Genomic DNA, 18,612 nt, shown 5'->3' on the forward strand with positions numbered 1-18,612 from the left:
AAAATATTATTCAATCCTATGAAATACGTTGCATCTATTGACCAGGGTACTACCAGTACTCGCTGTATTATCTTCGACCGTACGGGCAATATTGTATCGGCGGGCCAGAAAGAACACGAACAAATTTATCCGAAACCGGGTTGGGTTGAACATAATTCCGAAGAAATCTGGAAAAACACGCTCGAAGTTATTGCCATTGCCCGCATAGAGAAAAGCATCAAAACAGAAGATATAGCCGCTTGTGGTATTACAAATCAGCGCGAAACCACCGTTGTCTGGAACAAACGCACAGGCAAAGCCTACTATAATGCCATTGTGTGGCAAGATACCCGCGTCGACGACACCGTAAAAGCCCTCACTAAAAGTCATGGCTCACAGTTTTTTCAGGACCGCACAGGTTTACCACTGGCTACGTATTTTAGTGGGCTGAAAATCAAATGGATTCTCGACAACGTGCCGGGTGTAAGAGAAGATGCCGAAAAAGGTAACGCCATCTTCGGCAACATGGATACTTTTCTTATATGGCACTTAACAGGGGGTATTAACGGAGGCTTACATATTACTGACGTAACAAACGCCAGCCGTACACAGCTAATGAACCTGAAAACCATGAGTTGGGATGCCGAACTGGCCGAAATCATGGGTATTCCGCTCCAGATGCTTCCTACCATTGAGCCTAGCAGCAAGGTATATGGCCATATAGCTTCCGAAGTAATGCAAGGGGTACCGCTGGCAGGCGATTTGGGCGACCAACAAGCAGCTTTGGTAGGGCAAACCTGTTACAAGCCCGGCGAAGCCAAAAATACCTATGGTACAGGCTGTTTTATGCTTATGAACACAGGCACAGACCTTGTGCCTTCTAAACATGGCCTACTAACAACGGTAGCGTATCAGTTCGAAAACCAGCCAGTACATTATGCCCTTGAAGGCTCGGTAGCCATTGCAGGGGCTTTGGTTCAATGGCTGCGCGATAACCTCGGCATTATTCAGAAAAGCACTGACGTTGAAAAACTGGCTAAAAGCGTTAACGATAACGGCGGGGCTTACTTTGTACCTGCTTTTTCGGGTTTATATGCACCCTACTGGCAATCATCGGCCAGAGGGGTTATTGCGGGCTTAACCCGTTATGTCAACAAAGGCCATATAGCACGGGCCGTGCTGGAAGCCACCGCTTACCAGACCAAAGACGTGCTTGATGCCATGGAAAATGACTCTGGTATTGAAATAAGCTCGTTACGGGTTGATGGGGGCATGGTTGTAAACGAACTACTCATGCAGTTTCAGTCAGATATGCTCAATGTACCGGTTATCAGGCCAACAATGATTGAAACCACTGCGCTAGGGGCTGCCTATGCAGCAGGGCTGGCCGTAGGCTACTGGAAGAATTTCGATGACCTTCTGCAAAACTGGGGAGTTGATAAACGCTGGAAACCCCAAATGAAAGCCAAAGAACGGAACACACTTTATAAAGGCTGGAAAAAAGCCGTAAAACGTTCGTTCGATTGGGAAAAATAACACAAGGCATTAACTAAAATGGCATCCTTTACGGGGTGCCATTTTCTCTTCTTCAGACTTTAAATGTAATGCCTTCCTGAATAGCTCTGTCGTATTTTTCTTTATCAAATTTATATAGGAAAGGAGCTTTAAAAGCACCTCCCGTACGCTTCTCGGGTAATTTTTCCAGAATGTCGTAGCTCAGCATCAGTTTCTGGAAATTCCGGCGGTCAAGTTGTTTATCCAGAATTGTTTCATATAGCCTTTGCAGTTCGGGCATGGTAAATTTTTCGGGCAACAGATTATAGCCAATAGGCTGATAACTCAGTTGTTGCCTGAGTGCCTTCAAAGCCGTTTCAATCATATCATTATGGTCGAAAAGCAAAGTTGGTACAGCCGAAATTTCCCACCAACGGCACTCATCGGTATACCAGTCGGGCGTGGCCACAACCTGTTCAAATTCTACCAGTGCCATATACCCGATCGATATGTTGCGTTTCATGAGCTTCTCATCAAAAAAATCTTCTCCGAAAGTAAGCTCCAATGTTTTAATTAACTCATCGGGCGAGAAATTCTTATAGCGGTTAGCCGCACCGAAAGTATAAAACTGTTGTAGAAATATCTCTTGCAGCCCTGTTCTTTCGCGCAGAATCCGCACAGCCGCTTCATTCGCCGACTCTTCCAGAAAAATACGTCCGCCGGGCAGGCTCCACGAGTCGGTTCCTTTCCATCTTAATAACAGAACTTTCAGCTCGCCGGCATGAAACCCAAAAATCGTACAATCAATCGAAACCTCCTTGAGTGTACTTTCCAAATATTTCTTTAATCGTGGATCCATATAAACGCCTTTTTAGGAGCATCAAAATTAAAAAAAATCTTTGTGTTTATTGTACACAATGAAAAAATCTTTAATATTGTGTAGTTTTTACGCATTGATAAACTTATTCGAACATGAAAAAAATTCTCTTATTGCTTTTTTTAGCATCTGCCTCTGTATTTACGGTTAAAGCAAAATCTTTACCTGTGGTTGCTACGCATAAAATTGCGCCTGATTTATCTGAATACGTTGGCAAATACAAGTTTGAAGAATTACCCTTTGAATTTATTGAGTTTAAACTTACCGATGGTAAGCTGGTGGTCGATGCCGGTGGGCAAGGCGGCGAAGTAAAGAAAGATGCCGAGAAAGATGACATCTTTGCCACCGAAGACGGCAACGCCAAGTTTACTTTTAAACGCAACGACGAAAAGAAAATAGTTAAAGTAACGCTGGAATATCAGGGCATGACCTTCGAGGGCACTAAATTGCAGCAATAGTACTTCCCATTATCTGTTAAACATCATCTCATGAAAAACCTATTCAAATGCTTTCTTCTGGGGCTTATGCCGTTTTCTGTACTGGCGCAGGTTCCTGAAGAAAATCGTTTTCAGAAAATTACTTTGACCGAAAACCTGAACGAACCACTTGAACTGGCTATTTTACCTGACGAACGCGTGCTTTTTATTGAGCGTCATGGTCTGGTAAAAATGTATAGCCCCGTAACCAAAAAAACAACGGTTATTGCCTCAATTCCGGTAAGTACAAAATATAACATAGCCGATGGCGGCCAACCCGAAGCCGAAGACGGCTTGCTAGGGCTGAATATTGACCCTGACTTTGCCAAAAATCATTGGGTATACCTTTATTATTCTCCGGCGGGTAGCGAGCCAAAAAATATTCTGGCCCGTTATGAACTCAAAGGAAATATGCTCGATATAAACAGTAAAAAAGTTTTACTCGAAATACCTACACAACGAGACCAATGTTGCCATACAGGGGGTTCTATTGATTGGGATGCCGCCGGAAACCTTTACCTATCAACCGGCGACAACACCAGCCCGCGTGCCTCAGACGGTTACGCACCCATCGACGAACGTCCGGGCAGAAGTGCTTTTGATGCCCAGAAGTCGTCCTCTAACACCAACGATTTAAGAGGTAAAATTATCCGTATCCATCCAGAAGCAGACGGCACCTATACCATTCCAGAAGGAAACCTGTTTCCGAAAGGTATGCCAAAAACACGGCCTGAAATCTATACAATGGGGCATCGGAACCCCTACCGGATTTCGGTTGATAAGAAAAACGGTTTCTTATACTGGGGCGATGTAGGCCCAGATGCCGGAAAAGACTCGACAGGCTTAGGCCCTGCCGCAGAAGATGAATTCGGGCAGGCTCGTAAAGCAGGTAATTTTGGCTGGCCTTATTTTGTAGGTGACAATAAAGCCTATTGGGACTTTGATTTTGCTACCCAGAAATCGGGCGAAAAGTTTAATCCTGAAAAGCCTTTCAATAACTCGCCCAATAATACAGGTCTGCAAGACCTGCCACCTGCACAAAAGGCATTTATCTGGTATCCGGCTGCCGAATCGAAGAAATTCCCGCTACTGGGTGCTGGTGGCCGTAGTGCCATGGCTGGCCCTGTGTATCATCAGGAGTTCTTTAAAGATGCCAAAAGAGCCTTTCCTGCCCATTATGACAATAAGTTATTCATCTTTGAATGGATGCGCGACTGGATTATTGCCGTAACCACAAACGAAAAAGGCGACTACGTAAAAATGGAGCGTTTCTTGCCTAATCTGAAGCTCGAGCACCCTATCGACATGGCTTTTGGTCCTAATGGTGATTTATACATACTAGAGTATGGGCAAGGCTGGTTTCTGGCAAACCCAGAATCAAAACTGGTCAGGATTGAGTACAACGGAGGCAATCGTAAGCCGCTTGTAGTAGCCAAAGCCGATAAACAAGCCGGAGCATTGCCTTTAACGGTTCAGTTTTCGTCAGAAGGTACCAAAGACTATGATAACGATGCCCTCAAATACGAATGGAAAATTACACAGACCGGCGCCGCACCAGTAGTGCTGACCGACGCGAACCCTTCGTATGTATTCAAGAAATTAGGCACTTATAAGGCCGTTCTAACCGTAACCGATGCTCAAGGCTTGAAAGATACAAAAGAACTTACGATTAAAGCCGGAAACGAGCCTCCGCAGGTATCGCTGAACCTGACAGACGGCAACAAGAGTTTCTTTTTCCCGAATAAACCCATTGCCTACGAGGTAAAAGTATCTGACAAAGAAGATGGTAGTCTGGAAAACAAGCGTATTCCGGCGAGTAAGGTAAAAATCACCGCTACTTATCAGGATGCCGAAGACAACCCTCAGAGTATACAGGGGCATCAGGCCGCACCTGTTACCTTCACAGCCGGAAAAAACCTGATAGATAAAAGTGACTGTAAAGCCTGCCATTTTCAGGATAAAAAATCGGTTGGCCCTGCTTTTACCGAAGTAGCCAGAAAATACAAGTCCAACAGCAATGCCGTAGCCGTATTATCTGACAAAATTATTAAAGGTGGTTCAGGTGTTTGGGGCGATGTGGCCATGTCGGCACACCCGAATATTGGTTTACCCGAAGCCAGCCAGATGGTTCAGTACATTCTGAGCCTAGCCGATAAAAAAACACCTCCTGCCCTACTGCCTCCAAAGGGCAATATCTCGCCTGTAATACCCGACGGTGGCGATGCCAATAAAGGCGTTTATAAAATTCTGGCCTCTTATACCGACAAAGGTGCAAATGGCCTACCTGCACAAACAGCCGAACAATTGTTTGTGCTACAAAGCCCAACCCTGATGCTTGGCAATGCCCCCGACGCTTCAAAGAATATCATGAAGTTTAAAATGGGTGAAACCAATCTGCTGATTGTAATGGCTCCTAATACGTATGCATCTTTCAAAAATATCGACCTCACAGGTATTAAAACCCTTAGCCTAATAGTTGCTGCCCCCAAACAGCAATTAAATTCGCAGGGGGGTATCATAGAAATACATACGGGTTCACCAGAAGGGCCGCTCTTGGGAAAAACAGAATTTATTGAGCCTATTGATGACCCCGATGCGTTTTCGGGCAAAAAGCCACCAAAACCACACGTAGTAAATATTACTCCGGCTAATGGGTTTCAAGATTTGTACTTTGTTTTCAAAAACGACAAGGCCAAAGGTGCTTTATTTATCCCTTATTCGGTTACATTCGGCACCGAATAAGGCCATCAATATTCGATATAATCATAAAAACATTCATCTTTTAACTTTAATTCTATTCATGAACAATCGTCGTCAGTTTTTAAGCCAGTTAGGTCTGGCTACCGCGGGCATTGGGTTATCAACTTTATTACCGGAGTCGTTAATAGCAGCCGAACCTGCCAAAAAATTTACTTTTGAAATCTCGTTAGCCGAGTTCTCGTTTGCTTCCGATTTATTTACAGGCAAACTGAAAAACATGGATTTTCCGGCAAAAGCTAAAAATGATTTTGGTGTTTCGGTTGTAGAATACGTTTCAGGCTTCTTTAATAATAAACATACCGACCAGACCTACCTGAACGAGTTAAAACAACGCTGCAACGATTTGGGCGTAAAAAATCACCTGATTATGGTTGATGGAGAAAACATTGCCTCGCTCGATGCCGCCAAACGTCAGAAAGCCGTAGAAGCGCATTATCCGTGGGTTGATGCCGCCAAGTTTCTGGGTTGTAGTTCTATACGCGTAAATCTGGGCGATGCCATGGCAGCCCTGTCAGGCAAAGGCGAAGAAGGCAGCCGCGAAGAGGTAGCCAAAGCAGCAGCCGATGGTTACCAGAAGGTATTAGAATATGCCGGAAAAGCCGGATTGAACGTTATCATCGAAAACCACTTCGGGTATTCGACAGACCCCGACTGGCTGGTGGGTGTCATGAAACAAGTAAAAGCTAAAAACAAAGGCTTTTTGCCTGACTTTGGCAACTTCTGTGCCGAAAGAAGCAAACCCGTTACCCAAGACCTGAAAGGTATTATGGCTACAACTTGCGTAAAAGAATATGATAAATATGATGGCGTGCAAAAAATGATGCCTTACGCCAAAGGTATAAGTGCAAAAACACATAAGTTTGGCCCTAACGGCGACGACATCGATACCGACTTTATCAAAATCTTTAAAATTATTAAAGCCTCAGGCTGGACAGGCGGCTATGTAGGCATTGAATATGAAGGAGGATTGATGAGAGATATGGGCGGAGACACCAGTTATTTATCTAACGAAGATGGCGTAAGAGCCACTAAAAAGCTACTGGAAAAAGTATTAAAAGAGCTAGCTTAGTACTTTTGTTCTGTTTATCAAAGCCATCATCTTTTCAGAAGGTGATGGCTTTATTTTTTAAAGAAAAGTTTTAAATTTATTTCTATATTCAGTAAATGAATACCTATGGCTACGCTTCTGAGCGCAATTTTGTAGGTTATCAGCCGTTTTTTCAAATAACTAACAACCATTTTACAGAAAACAACAAGCCCATTTCAATGAAAAAAATACTTTTCTCTTCCGTTTTTGTCTTTATTTCCTGCGTTGTTTTCGCGCAGGGAATTAATTGGGAACCTACCATTCAGGGGGCATTTGCCAAAGCCAAAGCACAAAACAAACCTGTTTTTATAGAATGCTATCATCCGAACTGCCCAATATGTATGAGTCTGGAGCCTACATTAAAAAACACCGAAGTCGGGAAATTCTATAACCAGAATTTTATCAATTATAAACTTAACCTGAGTGATGCCAATCAGGTAAAATTCCTGACGGCTAAGAAAATCTACCTGCCAACCTTCCCGTTGTTTCTGTATTTCGACAAAAATCAGAATATCCTCCACCATACAGACCCCGTTAATACCCCGAAAGATTTGGTTAAGCATGGCAAAGATGCCCTTGACCCTAACACACAATCGGGCGAATTCTGGAAAAGATACCAAGCAGGCAACCGCGATATTTCTGTGTTATCGGGTCTGGCGTATTTATTCCGTATCACGCAGGACACCACCCGAAACATTAAAGTAGCAAACGACTTATATAGCGTTTATCCGAAAGACAAGCTAAACTCGCTGGAAAGTTGGGAAATTGCTAAAAAATGCCTGATGGATGTAGACAACGGCTTTGCCGAATTCTGGCTACGGAATATAGAAACGGCCAAAAAATATGAAACCCAAAAGGGGCACGCAGGCAACGAAACCGCAGCCTTAGGAGCACTCGTGCAAATGGCTATTTATAGCCCTAAAGCAAGCAAATATTCTTTAGCTAAAGTAAATAAACTAAAACAATACATGAATGTTATTGGCGCAGGCCAATATATAACAAGCAATACGTGGCAGATTGAAGCACAAGCCTTGATTCGTGAGCAGGGTCAAGACAGAGCCTTCCCTTTTGTGCAGAATCTTGTTAACCAAACCACCCAACCACAAATGTTGGTGTATTATGTTACGTTTTTTAACGTGAACTTCCCAGACAGCAAATACGCCGCTACGGTACGTAGCTGGTTAACCAGAGCGCAAAGCCAACTGACAGCCCCGCAAGACATGGCCAATTTCAGGTATGAGTCGGCTCGTTTGTATAAAAAAGCAGGCGACATTGCTAAAGCTAAGCAAGAACTAGCCGCCGCTAAAACCAGTCTTGCTACTGCCAAAGCTAAAGCAACCGATGCCAATAGCAAAAAGGTAGTTGAACTCATTTCAAAAAGCATTGATGGTTTAGCCGCTCAGCTTAAGTAACAATACAAAACAACAAAGCCTCGGAAAAATGGTTTTCCGAGGCTTTACTATATCTGCGCTGTAATATCCTTATTTTTTAGGAGCTGTTGTTGTAGCAGCAGGTGTTGCAGTGTTTCCGGCAGCATTTTTAGCTGGAGAAGGCACACCTAATTTTTTGAACACAAGCTCAGAGATGTTATCACTATCTGGAGCTACCAACAAGATTGGAGTAGTACCAGGGCCAGCATCAGTATTGAAAACATAAACATAGCCGTTTTCTTTAGCTACATCTTTGATAGTTTTGTCAATTTTGTCTAATACCGGAGCCAACAACTGTTGTTGTTTTTGTTGTAATGCACCTTCAGATGTTTGTTGGAACTCCTGAATAGCATTGTTAAGCGTCTGTAATTCTTTTTCGCGGTCAGCTCTAATTACAGGTGACATCGTTGACGCATTTTTCTGATAATCTTCATATTTCTTTTGAAGATCAGCAGCTTTCTCTTGCAACAATTTGTCGTATTGTGCTTTCTCTGTTTTTAACTTGTTTTCAATATCCTTTGCGTCAGGTAAATTGTTAAGAATATAATCAACGTTAGTATATCCTATTTTTTGTTGAGCCTTCGCAGCAATACCTACAAACATTAAAGCCACAATAAAAGAGGCAAAAAACTTTGTTTTCATTTTGTTATCAATTTTTTGGTTTGGTTACTTGGTTATTTTGAGTTTTCTCTTCTTTTAATGAAATTCCCAGAGCTTCCATTACATAGTCTGTATAGTCATGACGCGGGTCGGTGTATATCATACTCATATCAGAAGCCTTATCGAAAAGAAACATTAGTTGTTTCTGACGTGCAACTTTCTCACAGGCTCTATTAATATCGTCCATGATAGGTCTCATTAATTCTTTCTTTTTAGCAAATAATAAGCCGTTCATGCCAAAAACTTTATTATTCAACTCCTTTACCTCTTTTTCTTTATCGTCAAGGGCTTTCAAGCGTTCGCGTTTCATATCGGCCGTTAAAAGTATTTCTTCCTGCTGATACTGCTGGCGCATTTTTTCTAGTTCGGCATACCTGTTTTGTATATCCTGCACCCATTTTTCTGAATACTTTTCCATGTCTTCCTGGGCTTTTTTGTATTCAGGCATTTTACTAGTTATGAACTCCGAATCAATGTATCCAAACTTTTGCGCAAAAGAATGTAAAGAAATGAGTGCCAAAAATAGCAAAATAATTGTCTTTTTCATTCAAAAAATATTACGAATGGATAAAATATTTTTATTCTATGGTTAATTGTTAACGTCTGTACAAAACTCTAATTGCCTTATTAACGATATTATTCTGCTGCTTGTATATTATTAACAGAATTTAACAATTCGGTTTTATCTGATTTGTTGACCAATACTGAATGTAAATGATTTCAAACCACGGTTTGAAATACCCGGAATCGGGTCGAAGCCTTTTCCGAAGTCAAGACCTAACAAACCAAACGCAGGCATAAAGATTCTGGCACCAATACCTGCCGTACGACGTAACTTGAACGGGTTAAAATCTTTATAACTACCCCAGCTATTACCTGCCTCGGCAAATACCTGAAGGAAGATAGTTGCTTGTGGGTTTAACGACACCGGATAACGGATTTCGGCCGTATACTTGCTATATGCCAAACCACCAAGGCGGCTCAAAGTAATTTCTCCTTTTCTGAGTCTTTCGGCTTCATCCATCGAAAGCTCATGCACAACGCCTTCGTCATACCCACGTAAACCAATTAGCTCAGCACCTACGTTCATGGCATTTTGCATACCCAAACCAGCACCCCCCAGAATGAAACGCCCAAATGGGCTATATTGTGAACTTGCGGTGTATTTACCCAAGAAACCCAGATTCGCTTTGGCGTGTAATACAAATTTACCTACAAGTGGCGAGTACCAATCACCATCAAACATCCATTTATGGCCTTCAATCCACTTGAATTTATCAGCCGAAGGTGTTCCTCTCAGCACCGAATACGGTGGGTTGAAAGTTGCACTTAAAGTAAACTGCGAACCCGAACGTGTAAATTGCGGGTTATCAAGGCTATATCTTGAAATTGAAGCAATCAAGGCTAGGTCGTTAGCAACCCCTTTCTGGAAACCCGGAATGAAGTAACTGTTATCTACGTTATATCTCTGATACGACAACGACGCATTAAAGCTGAAGTTTCTGTCGGGCCAGTTCAGGCGTTTACCATACGTAACCGATGCCCCTGTATTTTTGAAATAACCGTTATAAAGGCTGTTTCCGCCATATAGTGTAGCCAGATAACTTCCGGCACCGTATTGTCTTTCAAGGGCGCGCTGATAAGCACGGTTATCTGACGAGGTATGGAAGATACTAACTGTAAACGAGTTTGGTTTCTTACCACCCAACCACGGTTCTGTAAACGAAACCGAGTAAGTCTGGTAGAATCTACCACTGGCTTGTACACGTAGGGCAAGGCGTTGACCGTCGCCGGCTGGTAGTGGCCGCCATTTGTCCCAGTTAGTAATATTTTTAGCCGAAAAGTTATTGAAAACAACCCCAAAGGTACCAACAAAGCCTTGCAAACCACCCCAACCACCTGAAAGCTCGATGTTATCGCTTGGTTTTTCTTCTACGTTATACTCAATGTCCACCGTACCGTCGGCCTGTGGAATAGGCTTAGGCTCAATTTTTTGCGGGTCAAAATACCCAAGTCTTGATAATATCTGTTGAGACTCAATCAAGTCAGTTTTGCTGAATTTCTGGCCCGGGCGTGTCAACAACTCACGCATCACTACGTGGTCGCTGGTTTTGGTGTTTCCGTTCAGAATAATGCGGTTAATGGTGGCTTGTTTTCCTTCAATAATACGCATTTCGATGTCGATAGAGTCACCCTCAACGGCTACTTCAACAGGCGTACAGCTAAAGAACAGGTAGCCGTCGTCCATGTAAACCGAACTTACGTCACCCTGCGGAATACCATTAATTTTTTTGTTAAGGTCTTCTGGATTATAAATATCACCTTTTTCGACACCTAATATTCGTTGTAAGTCTTCTGTTTTACGCAAATAGTTACCTGTCCATGTAATATTCCGGTAATAAAAGCGGTTACCTTCGTTAATATTCAGAACGATTTCCAGATTTTTACCATCAGGCGAGAAAGTGGAGTCGCTGGTAATCTGTGCGTCACGATACCCTTTTTTATTATAATACTCAATTAGTTTTTCTTTATCTTCTTCAAACTTTTTAGGAACAAACTTTGAAGGCGTAAAAATTCTCAGCGGAGCTTTGATTTTGGTGCTTTTTAACTTGGCCAGCACTTTCCAGTCGGGCAGTTCTTCTACACCATTAAGTTTAATATCGTTAATTTTTACTTTGTTTTTCTTATCTACATATACAATTAAAGTAGCATTATTGGCACGAATGGTGTCAACAACCTGTTTAATTTGTACGCTTGTATTCAGGAAGCCTTTATCGACATATATCTTCTTGATAGTAAGCTGAATATTTTTAATCAGGGCGTCAGTAATTACTTTCCCTTTGTTCGACTTCACTTTGTCGCTTACCGTTTCGATTTCGCCTTTGCGTAAACCTTTAAAAGTAAATTTGTTCAGGCGGGGGCGTTCGCGCAGGTTAATTTCAAGTTCTACTTTATCGCCGTCTATTTTGGCAGCATTAATGGCGATATCTTCAATGATACCCTGCTCCATTAAACGACGGATAGCCGTACTGATTTTTTCGCCGGGTAGCTGAATTTTATCATTCACATTAAGCCCCGACACCGAAATAAGCGTGTTAGGGTCAAGAAACTTAACTCCGGTAACGGTTATTTTTGAGATAGTATACTCTTGGGGTCTTTCGTAAGAAATGACACTTTCTTTGGCCTGGCCATTCTGGCGGCCTACACCGATTCTCAACTGAGCAAATAAACCTGAAGAGAAGAACAGAAACGCAATAAAAAGGGATACTTTTCTGATTGTGGTAGTGGTTATCCTAAAAACGGACAGGTTAAACATATATTTACTTATAAAAATCGTTATCATCTATTATACCTCTTTTAAAACCGAAGTTACTTGCTCACTTGTTTTGCCAAAGCGTCGTTCGCGCTGTTGGTATTCATAAATTGCGCCAAATAAATGTTCTTTGCGGAACTCCGGCCAATACAGATTATCCATAAAATATAACTCAGCATACGCTATTTGCCAGAGCAGATAATTACTTATCCGGTGGTCTCCGCCTGTACGAATCATCAAATCTACATCGGGGGCCTCTTGTGTGGCTAAAAATGTTGAGAATAAGTTCTCTGTTATATTTTCTACGGCTAATGAACCCGACTTCACTTGCTGGGCAATTTGCTGACAGGCTTGCACAATTTCCCATTTTCCACTATAACTCAATGCCAGCGTTAAGGTCAGGCCTGTATTATTTTTTGTTAACTCAATAGAATCCTGTAATTTTTTGCGTGCAGATTTGGGTAGCGATTCTATATTACCTATGGTTTTCAGGCGTACATTGTTTTTATGCAAATCAGGCACTTCGTCTCCGATAGTCTTCACAAGTAGCTGCATGATGCCATCTACCTCTAATTTCGGACGATTCCAGTTTTCGGTAGAAAACGTATACATGGTCAGGTATCTGATACCTAACTCAACACACCCCTCAACAGTATCACGTACTGACTTGATACCGTGGTGATGCCCGAATATACGCAAAGCTCCCTGTTTTTTTGCCCAACGCCCGTTCCCGTCCATTATAACGGCTATATGCGCTGGTAAATTGCTTAAATCAATGTTTTCTTTCACTTAAAAAAACAGTTATGAATAATAGTCTACCTATTAGGAATGATACTAATAAATGAAAAGGATTGCAAAGTTAGGAAAAAACAACTGTGTTTGATAAGTTTTTACAGATTTGTAGACGTTTGTTATATTTTTTTAACAAAAAACAACACAGTATTCTGTTTATTTGCCTCTAAGGCATAGAAATTATCTTCTGGTTGGTGGGCAATGTACTTTATAAAACAAATAACTGATTGAGAAATTAGTGTAATAGTACATATCTTTTGCTCTGGTGCCGGGCAACTGGCGTTTAAGATTCAACAGCACGAGGGGGTCTATCGAGGCAGGCAGTGTGCCGCTATTGTAGGTTCCGTTGTTATAATGCCCCAGCCCGTCCAGAAAATCGTCGTTAATCCATCTGCTTCCAAACTCTACCCCCCAGTTCCAGTGCGGGCTTAGTTCTTTCTTGAAACCAATACCCAAAACCCAAGTGTTTACTTGCGTATTACTTGAGCCTGAAATAACACCATTAGTTACTACGCCTGTGCCGGTACTGATAATACTTTTAATATGGTATTCGGTAGTACGCATGGTATAGCCACCACCGGCAAACACGTAGGGTGTCCAGTTATTAACAATACGCGAGGCGTTTGTTCTGAAATTCATGAAGTTGTATTCTATCTGCCCGCTTGCTTCCATAATATTGGCCTTGAAATTAAACCCTCTTATGTCGTGGAACGGGTCGTGCATGACATCATCGTTTCCATGAATTTGCCCTATCAGGCCCTGTACCTTTAATGATACCGAGCGGCTGTAATTCATTCTGACGAAAGCGTTTGCTCCCGGCCCTACAACAAAGGGCTTAAACTTGGGCATAACGTCGCCTTTGTAATTGCAGCCGCCAACCCCTGCGCCTATTTCCCATAACTGGGCATGAAGCAGCGGAGCGGTTCCAACAAATAGCAGAATCAGAAAAAGATTTTTTTTCACAATATAATGAGCTTTTAGCCGAGCCAAAGCGGCTTGTAATTTACTTGATTGGCGGGCATTTAATATTATTACCCCCGATAATGTAGCTTATCGTGATTTGAGACACCACGTAGCTATCCCACATTCCGGTTCCTCTTCTACTGTTTTGTGAGAAACCCACAAACGAAGTTCCGTTGGCACTCGGAGTTGGGGTTGGGCTACTTGGGGCGTTCAGATATTTAATAGCAATATCAGCAAATTGCTGTGTTCTGTCTTTACCAGTAGCGGCGGCAATGTTTTCTCCGGCACGATTGGCGAAAATTACACCTAAAGGCGAAATCGGAGATAAATCAGCCGGATTTGCATACGCGGTTCCACCTACATCGTCCAGATAATCGAACGGCGTGATACGTAAGCCCGCTTCAAAGTTCAGGTCGAATTTTTCATTCAATTTCACTTTCAATCCTAAACCTATCGGAAAAACTGGCTGTATCAACGAATATGATTTCGGATAAACATCGTTTATACCCTGCCCTGAGGTCTGTTTATCTTTCAGGCTTGTCCAAGCACCTAAAGTTACTTTACCTGTAACGGGGTCAACCTGTGCAACATCGCGCGCTTGTGGGTTGTGGCCATAAAAACCCAGCCCAAGAAGAGCATAAGGCATAACACTTCTTCTGCCTTGTGGGCCTTTGCCATATTGTGGCAAAAGGTTAAATAAACCTGTAATCGAAAACTCTTTTACATCGTTCCTGAAATGCAGGTTACGCAGGTATAACTGCCAGAACTTCTCAAGGTTTCTCTGGCTATAAGTGTAGTCATCGCCGGCAATTCTGGCCCACGTAAAACCAACTCTGGCTGCTACCTGTGGCGACAACTGGCGAGTGTAATTAATGGTGGCGTTCCAGCGTACGTTTGTAATTACACCATAGTAAAAATATTTGTATGACGATAATTCCCCGAAATAATGTGAGGTTCCCCCTCCTATACTGATAGAAGAATACTGATTTAATTTGTTCTTTTTACTAAAAAGACCCTGCGCAAAATTTTCTTCTGCTATTAGAAATACAAGAGAAAAACTTAGTAAAAACTTCAACGACGCTCCTTGTATGTTAATAATTTTCATATAGAATAGCAATGTTTGTCTGATTGATTTAACGTAATATAAATGCTTTTATTATTAGTTGCGGGCATCTACTCCCCATTTTAGTTTATTTCTTAAAATATTCAGGAAGTCGCCACCTTCCATTTTTATCATTTTTGCTTTAAAATTCTCCTTTTTTATAACAATGGTAGCGTCTTCTTCGGTAGCTATAATTTTAGCGCGTGAGTCCATCGAAATCAGATAGTTATTACTCCTACTTTCAACTTTTAGTGATATAACGCTGTTGTCAGACACAATCATGGGTCTGACAAAAAGATTATGCGGGCAAATAGGCGTAATAATAAAATTAGCCGAATGAGGCATTACCAATGGCCCGCCACAACTTAACGAATACCCCGTTGAACCAGTAGCCGTTGCTACCATAAGCCCGTCAGCCCAGTAACTGTTCAGAAACTCTCCATTAATATAGGCATGCACCACAATCATCGAGGAGGTATCTGTCTTGGTCAGGGCAATTTCATTCAGTGCAAAATTCATGCCTTCTTCAAAAAGTTCTGTTTCGGCACTGGCATTAATCATGGTGCGCTCGTCAATACTGTATTGACCATTCACTAACAGACCAATAGTTGTTTCGATTTGCTCTGAAGAAACCGCAGCCAGAAAGCCCAGCCGACCAAAGTTAAAGCCAAGAATAGGGATTTCTCTTTTACCCACGTGCGACAGCGTTTCCAGAAAAGTACCGTCGCCGCCGAGGCTAAAAGCCACATCGGCATCGAATATTTCCTGAGCAGTTGTGTAGACGTTCTGGCATTTGAGCTTAATACCCGATTGCAATAAAACACGCTTGAAGGATTCTGATAATTGAATTTCAACCTTATATCTGGCTAGTTCGTCAAAAACCTGCTGTACATAAGGCACAGACTCCACATTGAATTTTCGGCCGTGAATGGCGATTTTCATTTGGAAAAGTTTAATATGCTGCCTTTAATGAAGGCAAATGAAGTGCAAAGATGTTATTTTATACCAAACATCTGAAATTTTCGCTACAAAACTAGAATTATTTTCGCTATCCGAAAAGCCCCATTTTATAAAATCATAGCTGGTTTCGTCAGAAATGGGGCTGTTTCGGTTAGGCAAATATTTTATAAATCGAAGCCCTCGCCCTGTGAAGGAATCAGAATATCCTTGAATCCGGCCACTTGCAAGCGATTTTTGAAAGCTAATTGGCTGGGCAATTCGCCATGAACAAGGAAGAGTTTTTTAACTTTTGCGGTATCCTGACAGCCCAGATACGTTAGTAGCTCCGAGTAGTCGGCATGGGCCGAAAACGAATCCATCACTTCAATTTTAGCATTTACGCGGTGTACCTCGCCAAATATCTTTACGTGTTCGGGCTGTGCTTTCAGGGCAGCCCCCAAGCTCTCGGGCGAGCAGTAACCTACCAATAAAATAGTGTTGTTGGGGTTTTCAACGTTATTGGCAATATGGTGTTTAATACGCCCTGCCTCGGCCATACCCGACGCCGAAATAATGATACATGGCTCCTTGTAAGCATTCAGGGCTTTCGATTGGTTTACATCACTTATATAATGTAGGTTCTCGAAGTCAAAGGCATCGCCATCGTGCTTGATATAAGCCAGAATTTCAGGGTTAAAACACGCCTCGTTCCGTTTCATAGCCATTGTGGCTTTAACAGATAAGGGGCTGTCTATATAAACCTGTACTTTGGGCAGGCGGCCTTCGCTGGCTAGTTGGTCAAGCGCATAGACCAGTTCTTGGGTACGGTCAACGGCAAAAGCCGGAATAATAAGTTTCCCCCGACGCTCCACACAGGTATCATGCACAATGCGCAGCAGGTGCGCCTTCATGTCTATTTCAGGCTCATGCAGCCTATCTCCGTAGGTTGATTCGCAAATGATATAATCGGCTTGTGGAAATGGCTCAGGGCTACGCAGAATTTTATCATTAGGGCGGCCAACATCACCTGTAAAGAACAGTTTCTTAACACCACCGTTTTCTTGAAAAGTCATAAAAATACCTGCACTGCCCAAAATATGCCCGCTATCGAAATACTTTCCACTTACGCCTTCTTCCAGAAAAAACTCGGTGTGGTAATTAACCGTTTTAAATAAGGAAAGGCTTTTCTTTACATCCTCCTCATCATATAACGATTCCAGCAGAGGCTCACCTCTTTTTTGCCGTCTTTCGTTTACACGGGCCAAATCTTTTTCCTGAATATAGGCCGAGTCATAGAGCATAATTTCACAGAGGTCTTTGGTGGCATGGGTAGCATAAATATCACCGCTGAACCCCTTCTTTACCAGCCTCGGCACCAGCCCTGTGTGGTCTATGTGGGCATGGCTTAATACTAAGATGTCAACCTCTTTAGGGTCGAAACCAAATTGCAGGTTCAGGTCAGAGGTATTAATACCTTGAAACAAGCCACAATCTAGCAGAATTTTTGTTCCCTTTTGGGTAGTAATCAGGTGTTTGCTGCCTGTTACACGCTGTGCCGCACCATAAAACTGAATTTTCATAGACCTTTGTTCAAATAATATTTTGTTACAAATAAAACAATTAAGCCACCATAATATTTCAGGAATCAACAAAAATTTAAAAACCGGCTATTTATTGAGTTGAGTATGATTTAGATTACCTTTTTATTCCTGAAAAACAACCTTAAAACCCACACCTATACGTGTAATAAGCCCCTGTGAGTCAGGCCTATACCAACGCCTATTTAAAAGGCCTCATTAAAATACGCCATCATTTTGACAAATGTAAGATAGAAATATTTTTACTTACAGATTTGCCTGCTAATTTTGACGAAAATTTAATTGTTCAGTCAGCAAATTTAATCTATTAATTTTTTATAAAATGTTTCGTCTCGACAATAAAGTAGCCATCGTAACCGGAGGAGCAAGTGGGATTGGGCTCGCAATTTCCAGACTTTTTGCTAAACAAGGGGCAACCGTACATATTTTTGAATTAAATACCGACCAAGCCGAGCGCGAAGCCGACCTCATTAATGCCAATGGCGGCGAGGCATATTTCCATAAAGTTGATGTATCAAAGCAAAAGGAAGTAAAAAAAACCGTTGAGAAAATAGCCAAAGAAAATACCATTGATATTCTGGTGAATAACGCAGGTATTGCTCATATCGGCAATGTTGAAACCACCTCCGAAGAAGATTTCGACAAAGTTTTTAACGTTAACGTGAAAGGCACTTATAATTGTTTGCAGGCTGTTATTCCGTACCTGAAAGAAAAAGGCGGGGCAATTCTGAATGTGGCATCTATTGCCGCTACAGTGGGTATCCCCGACCGCTTTGCCTACTCAATGAGCAAGGGGGCTGTTTATACCATGACCTTGCAGGTAGCTAAAGATTACCTGAAATACAATATTCGCTGTAACAGTATCTCTCCGGCACGTGTACACACCCCTTTTGTAGATGGGTTTCTGAAAAAAACCTATCCGGGCAAAGAAAAAGAAATGTTTGATAAACTCTCAAAAACACAGCCCATAGGCCGAATGGCCAAACCAGAAGAAATTGGTTCGCTGGCGGTGTATCTGTGTTCTGACGAAGCCTCTTTTATTACAGGTTGCGACTACCTGATTGACGGCGGCTTTGTAAAGCTCAATAACTAACCGAGATTTGTTTTAAAATATTTGAATAACCTAATCGACCGCTACTCAA

General features: G+C 42.1%; 15 protein-coding genes. 6 read left to right on the forward strand and 9 right to left on the reverse strand.

The window, feature by feature from the left end:
• The first annotated feature begins 18 nt into the window (after window positions 1-18).
• Window positions 19-1,515 carry a glycerol kinase GlpK gene (glpK, locus tag WAA15_RS12960; RefSeq protein WP_337043196.1) on the forward strand — a complete coding sequence of 499 codons (1,497 nt, stop codon included), beginning with the start codon at window positions 19-21 and terminating at the stop codon, window positions 1,513-1,515.
• Window positions 1,516-1,567: 52 nt separating this feature from the next.
• Here glpK and WAA15_RS12965 read toward each other — a convergent pair whose 3' ends face one another.
• Window positions 1,568-2,332 carry an NUDIX hydrolase gene (locus WAA15_RS12965; RefSeq protein WP_337043197.1) on the reverse strand — a complete coding sequence of 255 codons (765 nt, stop codon included), beginning with the start codon at window positions 2,330-2,332 and terminating at the stop codon, window positions 1,568-1,570.
• Between the two features lie 113 nt (window positions 2,333-2,445).
• Between WAA15_RS12965 and WAA15_RS12970 the strand changes: the two genes are divergently transcribed.
• The 4 genes from WAA15_RS12970 to WAA15_RS12985 all read left to right on the forward strand — a co-directional run bounded on the left by WAA15_RS12970 (window position 2,446) and on the right by WAA15_RS12985 (window position 8,085).
• Window positions 2,446-2,808, forward strand: coding sequence for a hypothetical protein (locus WAA15_RS12970; RefSeq protein WP_337043198.1), 363 nt, complete (start codon window positions 2,446-2,448; stop codon window positions 2,806-2,808).
• Between the two features lie 30 nt (window positions 2,809-2,838).
• Window positions 2,839-5,568 carry a PQQ-dependent sugar dehydrogenase gene (locus WAA15_RS12975; RefSeq protein WP_337043199.1) on the forward strand — a complete coding sequence of 910 codons (2,730 nt, stop codon included), beginning with the start codon at window positions 2,839-2,841 and terminating at the stop codon, window positions 5,566-5,568.
• 58 nt (window positions 5,569-5,626) lie between these two features.
• Window positions 5,627-6,655 (forward strand): sugar phosphate isomerase/epimerase family protein, encoded by a 1,029-nt coding sequence (locus tag WAA15_RS12980; RefSeq protein WP_337043200.1) that lies wholly within the window; start codon window positions 5,627-5,629, stop codon window positions 6,653-6,655.
• 197 nt (window positions 6,656-6,852) lie between these two features.
• Complete coding sequence (locus WAA15_RS12985; protein WP_337043201.1) at window positions 6,853-8,085, forward strand: thioredoxin family protein; 1,233 nt, start codon at window positions 6,853-6,855, stop codon at window positions 8,083-8,085.
• 69 nt (window positions 8,086-8,154) lie between these two features.
• Here the strand turns inward: WAA15_RS12985 and WAA15_RS12990 are convergent, their stop codons facing one another.
• The 8 genes from WAA15_RS12990 to WAA15_RS13025 form a co-directional block, all read right to left on the reverse strand.
• Entirely contained in the window at window positions 8,155-8,745 is a 591-nt protein-coding gene (locus tag WAA15_RS12990; RefSeq protein WP_337043202.1) for an OmpH family outer membrane protein, read from the reverse strand.
• Between the two features lie 7 nt (window positions 8,746-8,752).
• The gene (locus tag WAA15_RS12995) at window positions 8,753-9,310 is read right to left on the reverse strand and encodes an OmpH family outer membrane protein (RefSeq protein ID WP_337043203.1); all 558 of its coding nucleotides are present in this window, start codon (window positions 9,308-9,310) and stop codon (window positions 8,753-8,755) included.
• Between the two features lie 135 nt (window positions 9,311-9,445).
• Window positions 9,446-12,079 (reverse strand): outer membrane protein assembly factor BamA, encoded by a 2,634-nt coding sequence (bamA, locus tag WAA15_RS13000; protein WP_337043204.1) that lies wholly within the window; start codon window positions 12,077-12,079, stop codon window positions 9,446-9,448.
• Between the two features lie 30 nt (window positions 12,080-12,109).
• Window positions 12,110-12,865 carry an isoprenyl transferase gene (locus WAA15_RS13005; protein WP_337043205.1) on the reverse strand — a complete coding sequence of 252 codons (756 nt, stop codon included), beginning with the start codon at window positions 12,863-12,865 and terminating at the stop codon, window positions 12,110-12,112.
• Between the two features lie 183 nt (window positions 12,866-13,048).
• Window positions 13,049-13,831 (reverse strand): type IX secretion system protein PorG, encoded by a 783-nt coding sequence (gene porG / locus WAA15_RS13010; protein WP_337043206.1) that lies wholly within the window; start codon window positions 13,829-13,831, stop codon window positions 13,049-13,051.
• Between the two features lie 40 nt (window positions 13,832-13,871).
• Window positions 13,872-14,936, reverse strand: coding sequence for a hypothetical protein (locus WAA15_RS13015; protein ID WP_337043208.1), 1,065 nt, complete (start codon window positions 14,934-14,936; stop codon window positions 13,872-13,874).
• Window positions 14,937-14,990: 54 nt separating this feature from the next.
• A complete protein-coding gene (locus WAA15_RS13020) occupies window positions 14,991-15,875 on the reverse strand; it encodes an NAD kinase (RefSeq protein WP_337043209.1) in 885 nt (294 codons plus the stop codon).
• A gap of 182 nt (window positions 15,876-16,057) precedes the next feature.
• Window positions 16,058-17,452 carry an MBL fold metallo-hydrolase gene (locus tag WAA15_RS13025; protein WP_337043210.1) on the reverse strand — a complete coding sequence of 465 codons (1,395 nt, stop codon included), beginning with the start codon at window positions 17,450-17,452 and terminating at the stop codon, window positions 16,058-16,060.
• Window positions 17,453-17,792: 340 nt separating this feature from the next.
• Between WAA15_RS13025 and WAA15_RS13030 the strand changes: the two genes are divergently transcribed.
• Window positions 17,793-18,563, forward strand: coding sequence for an SDR family NAD(P)-dependent oxidoreductase (locus WAA15_RS13030; protein ID WP_337043211.1), 771 nt, complete (start codon window positions 17,793-17,795; stop codon window positions 18,561-18,563).
• The last annotated feature ends 49 nt before the right edge of the window (window positions 18,564-18,612 follow it).

Source organism: Emticicia sp. 17c (assembly GCF_037153985.1).
Lineage (GTDB): Bacteria > Bacteroidota > Bacteroidia > Cytophagales > Spirosomataceae > Emticicia.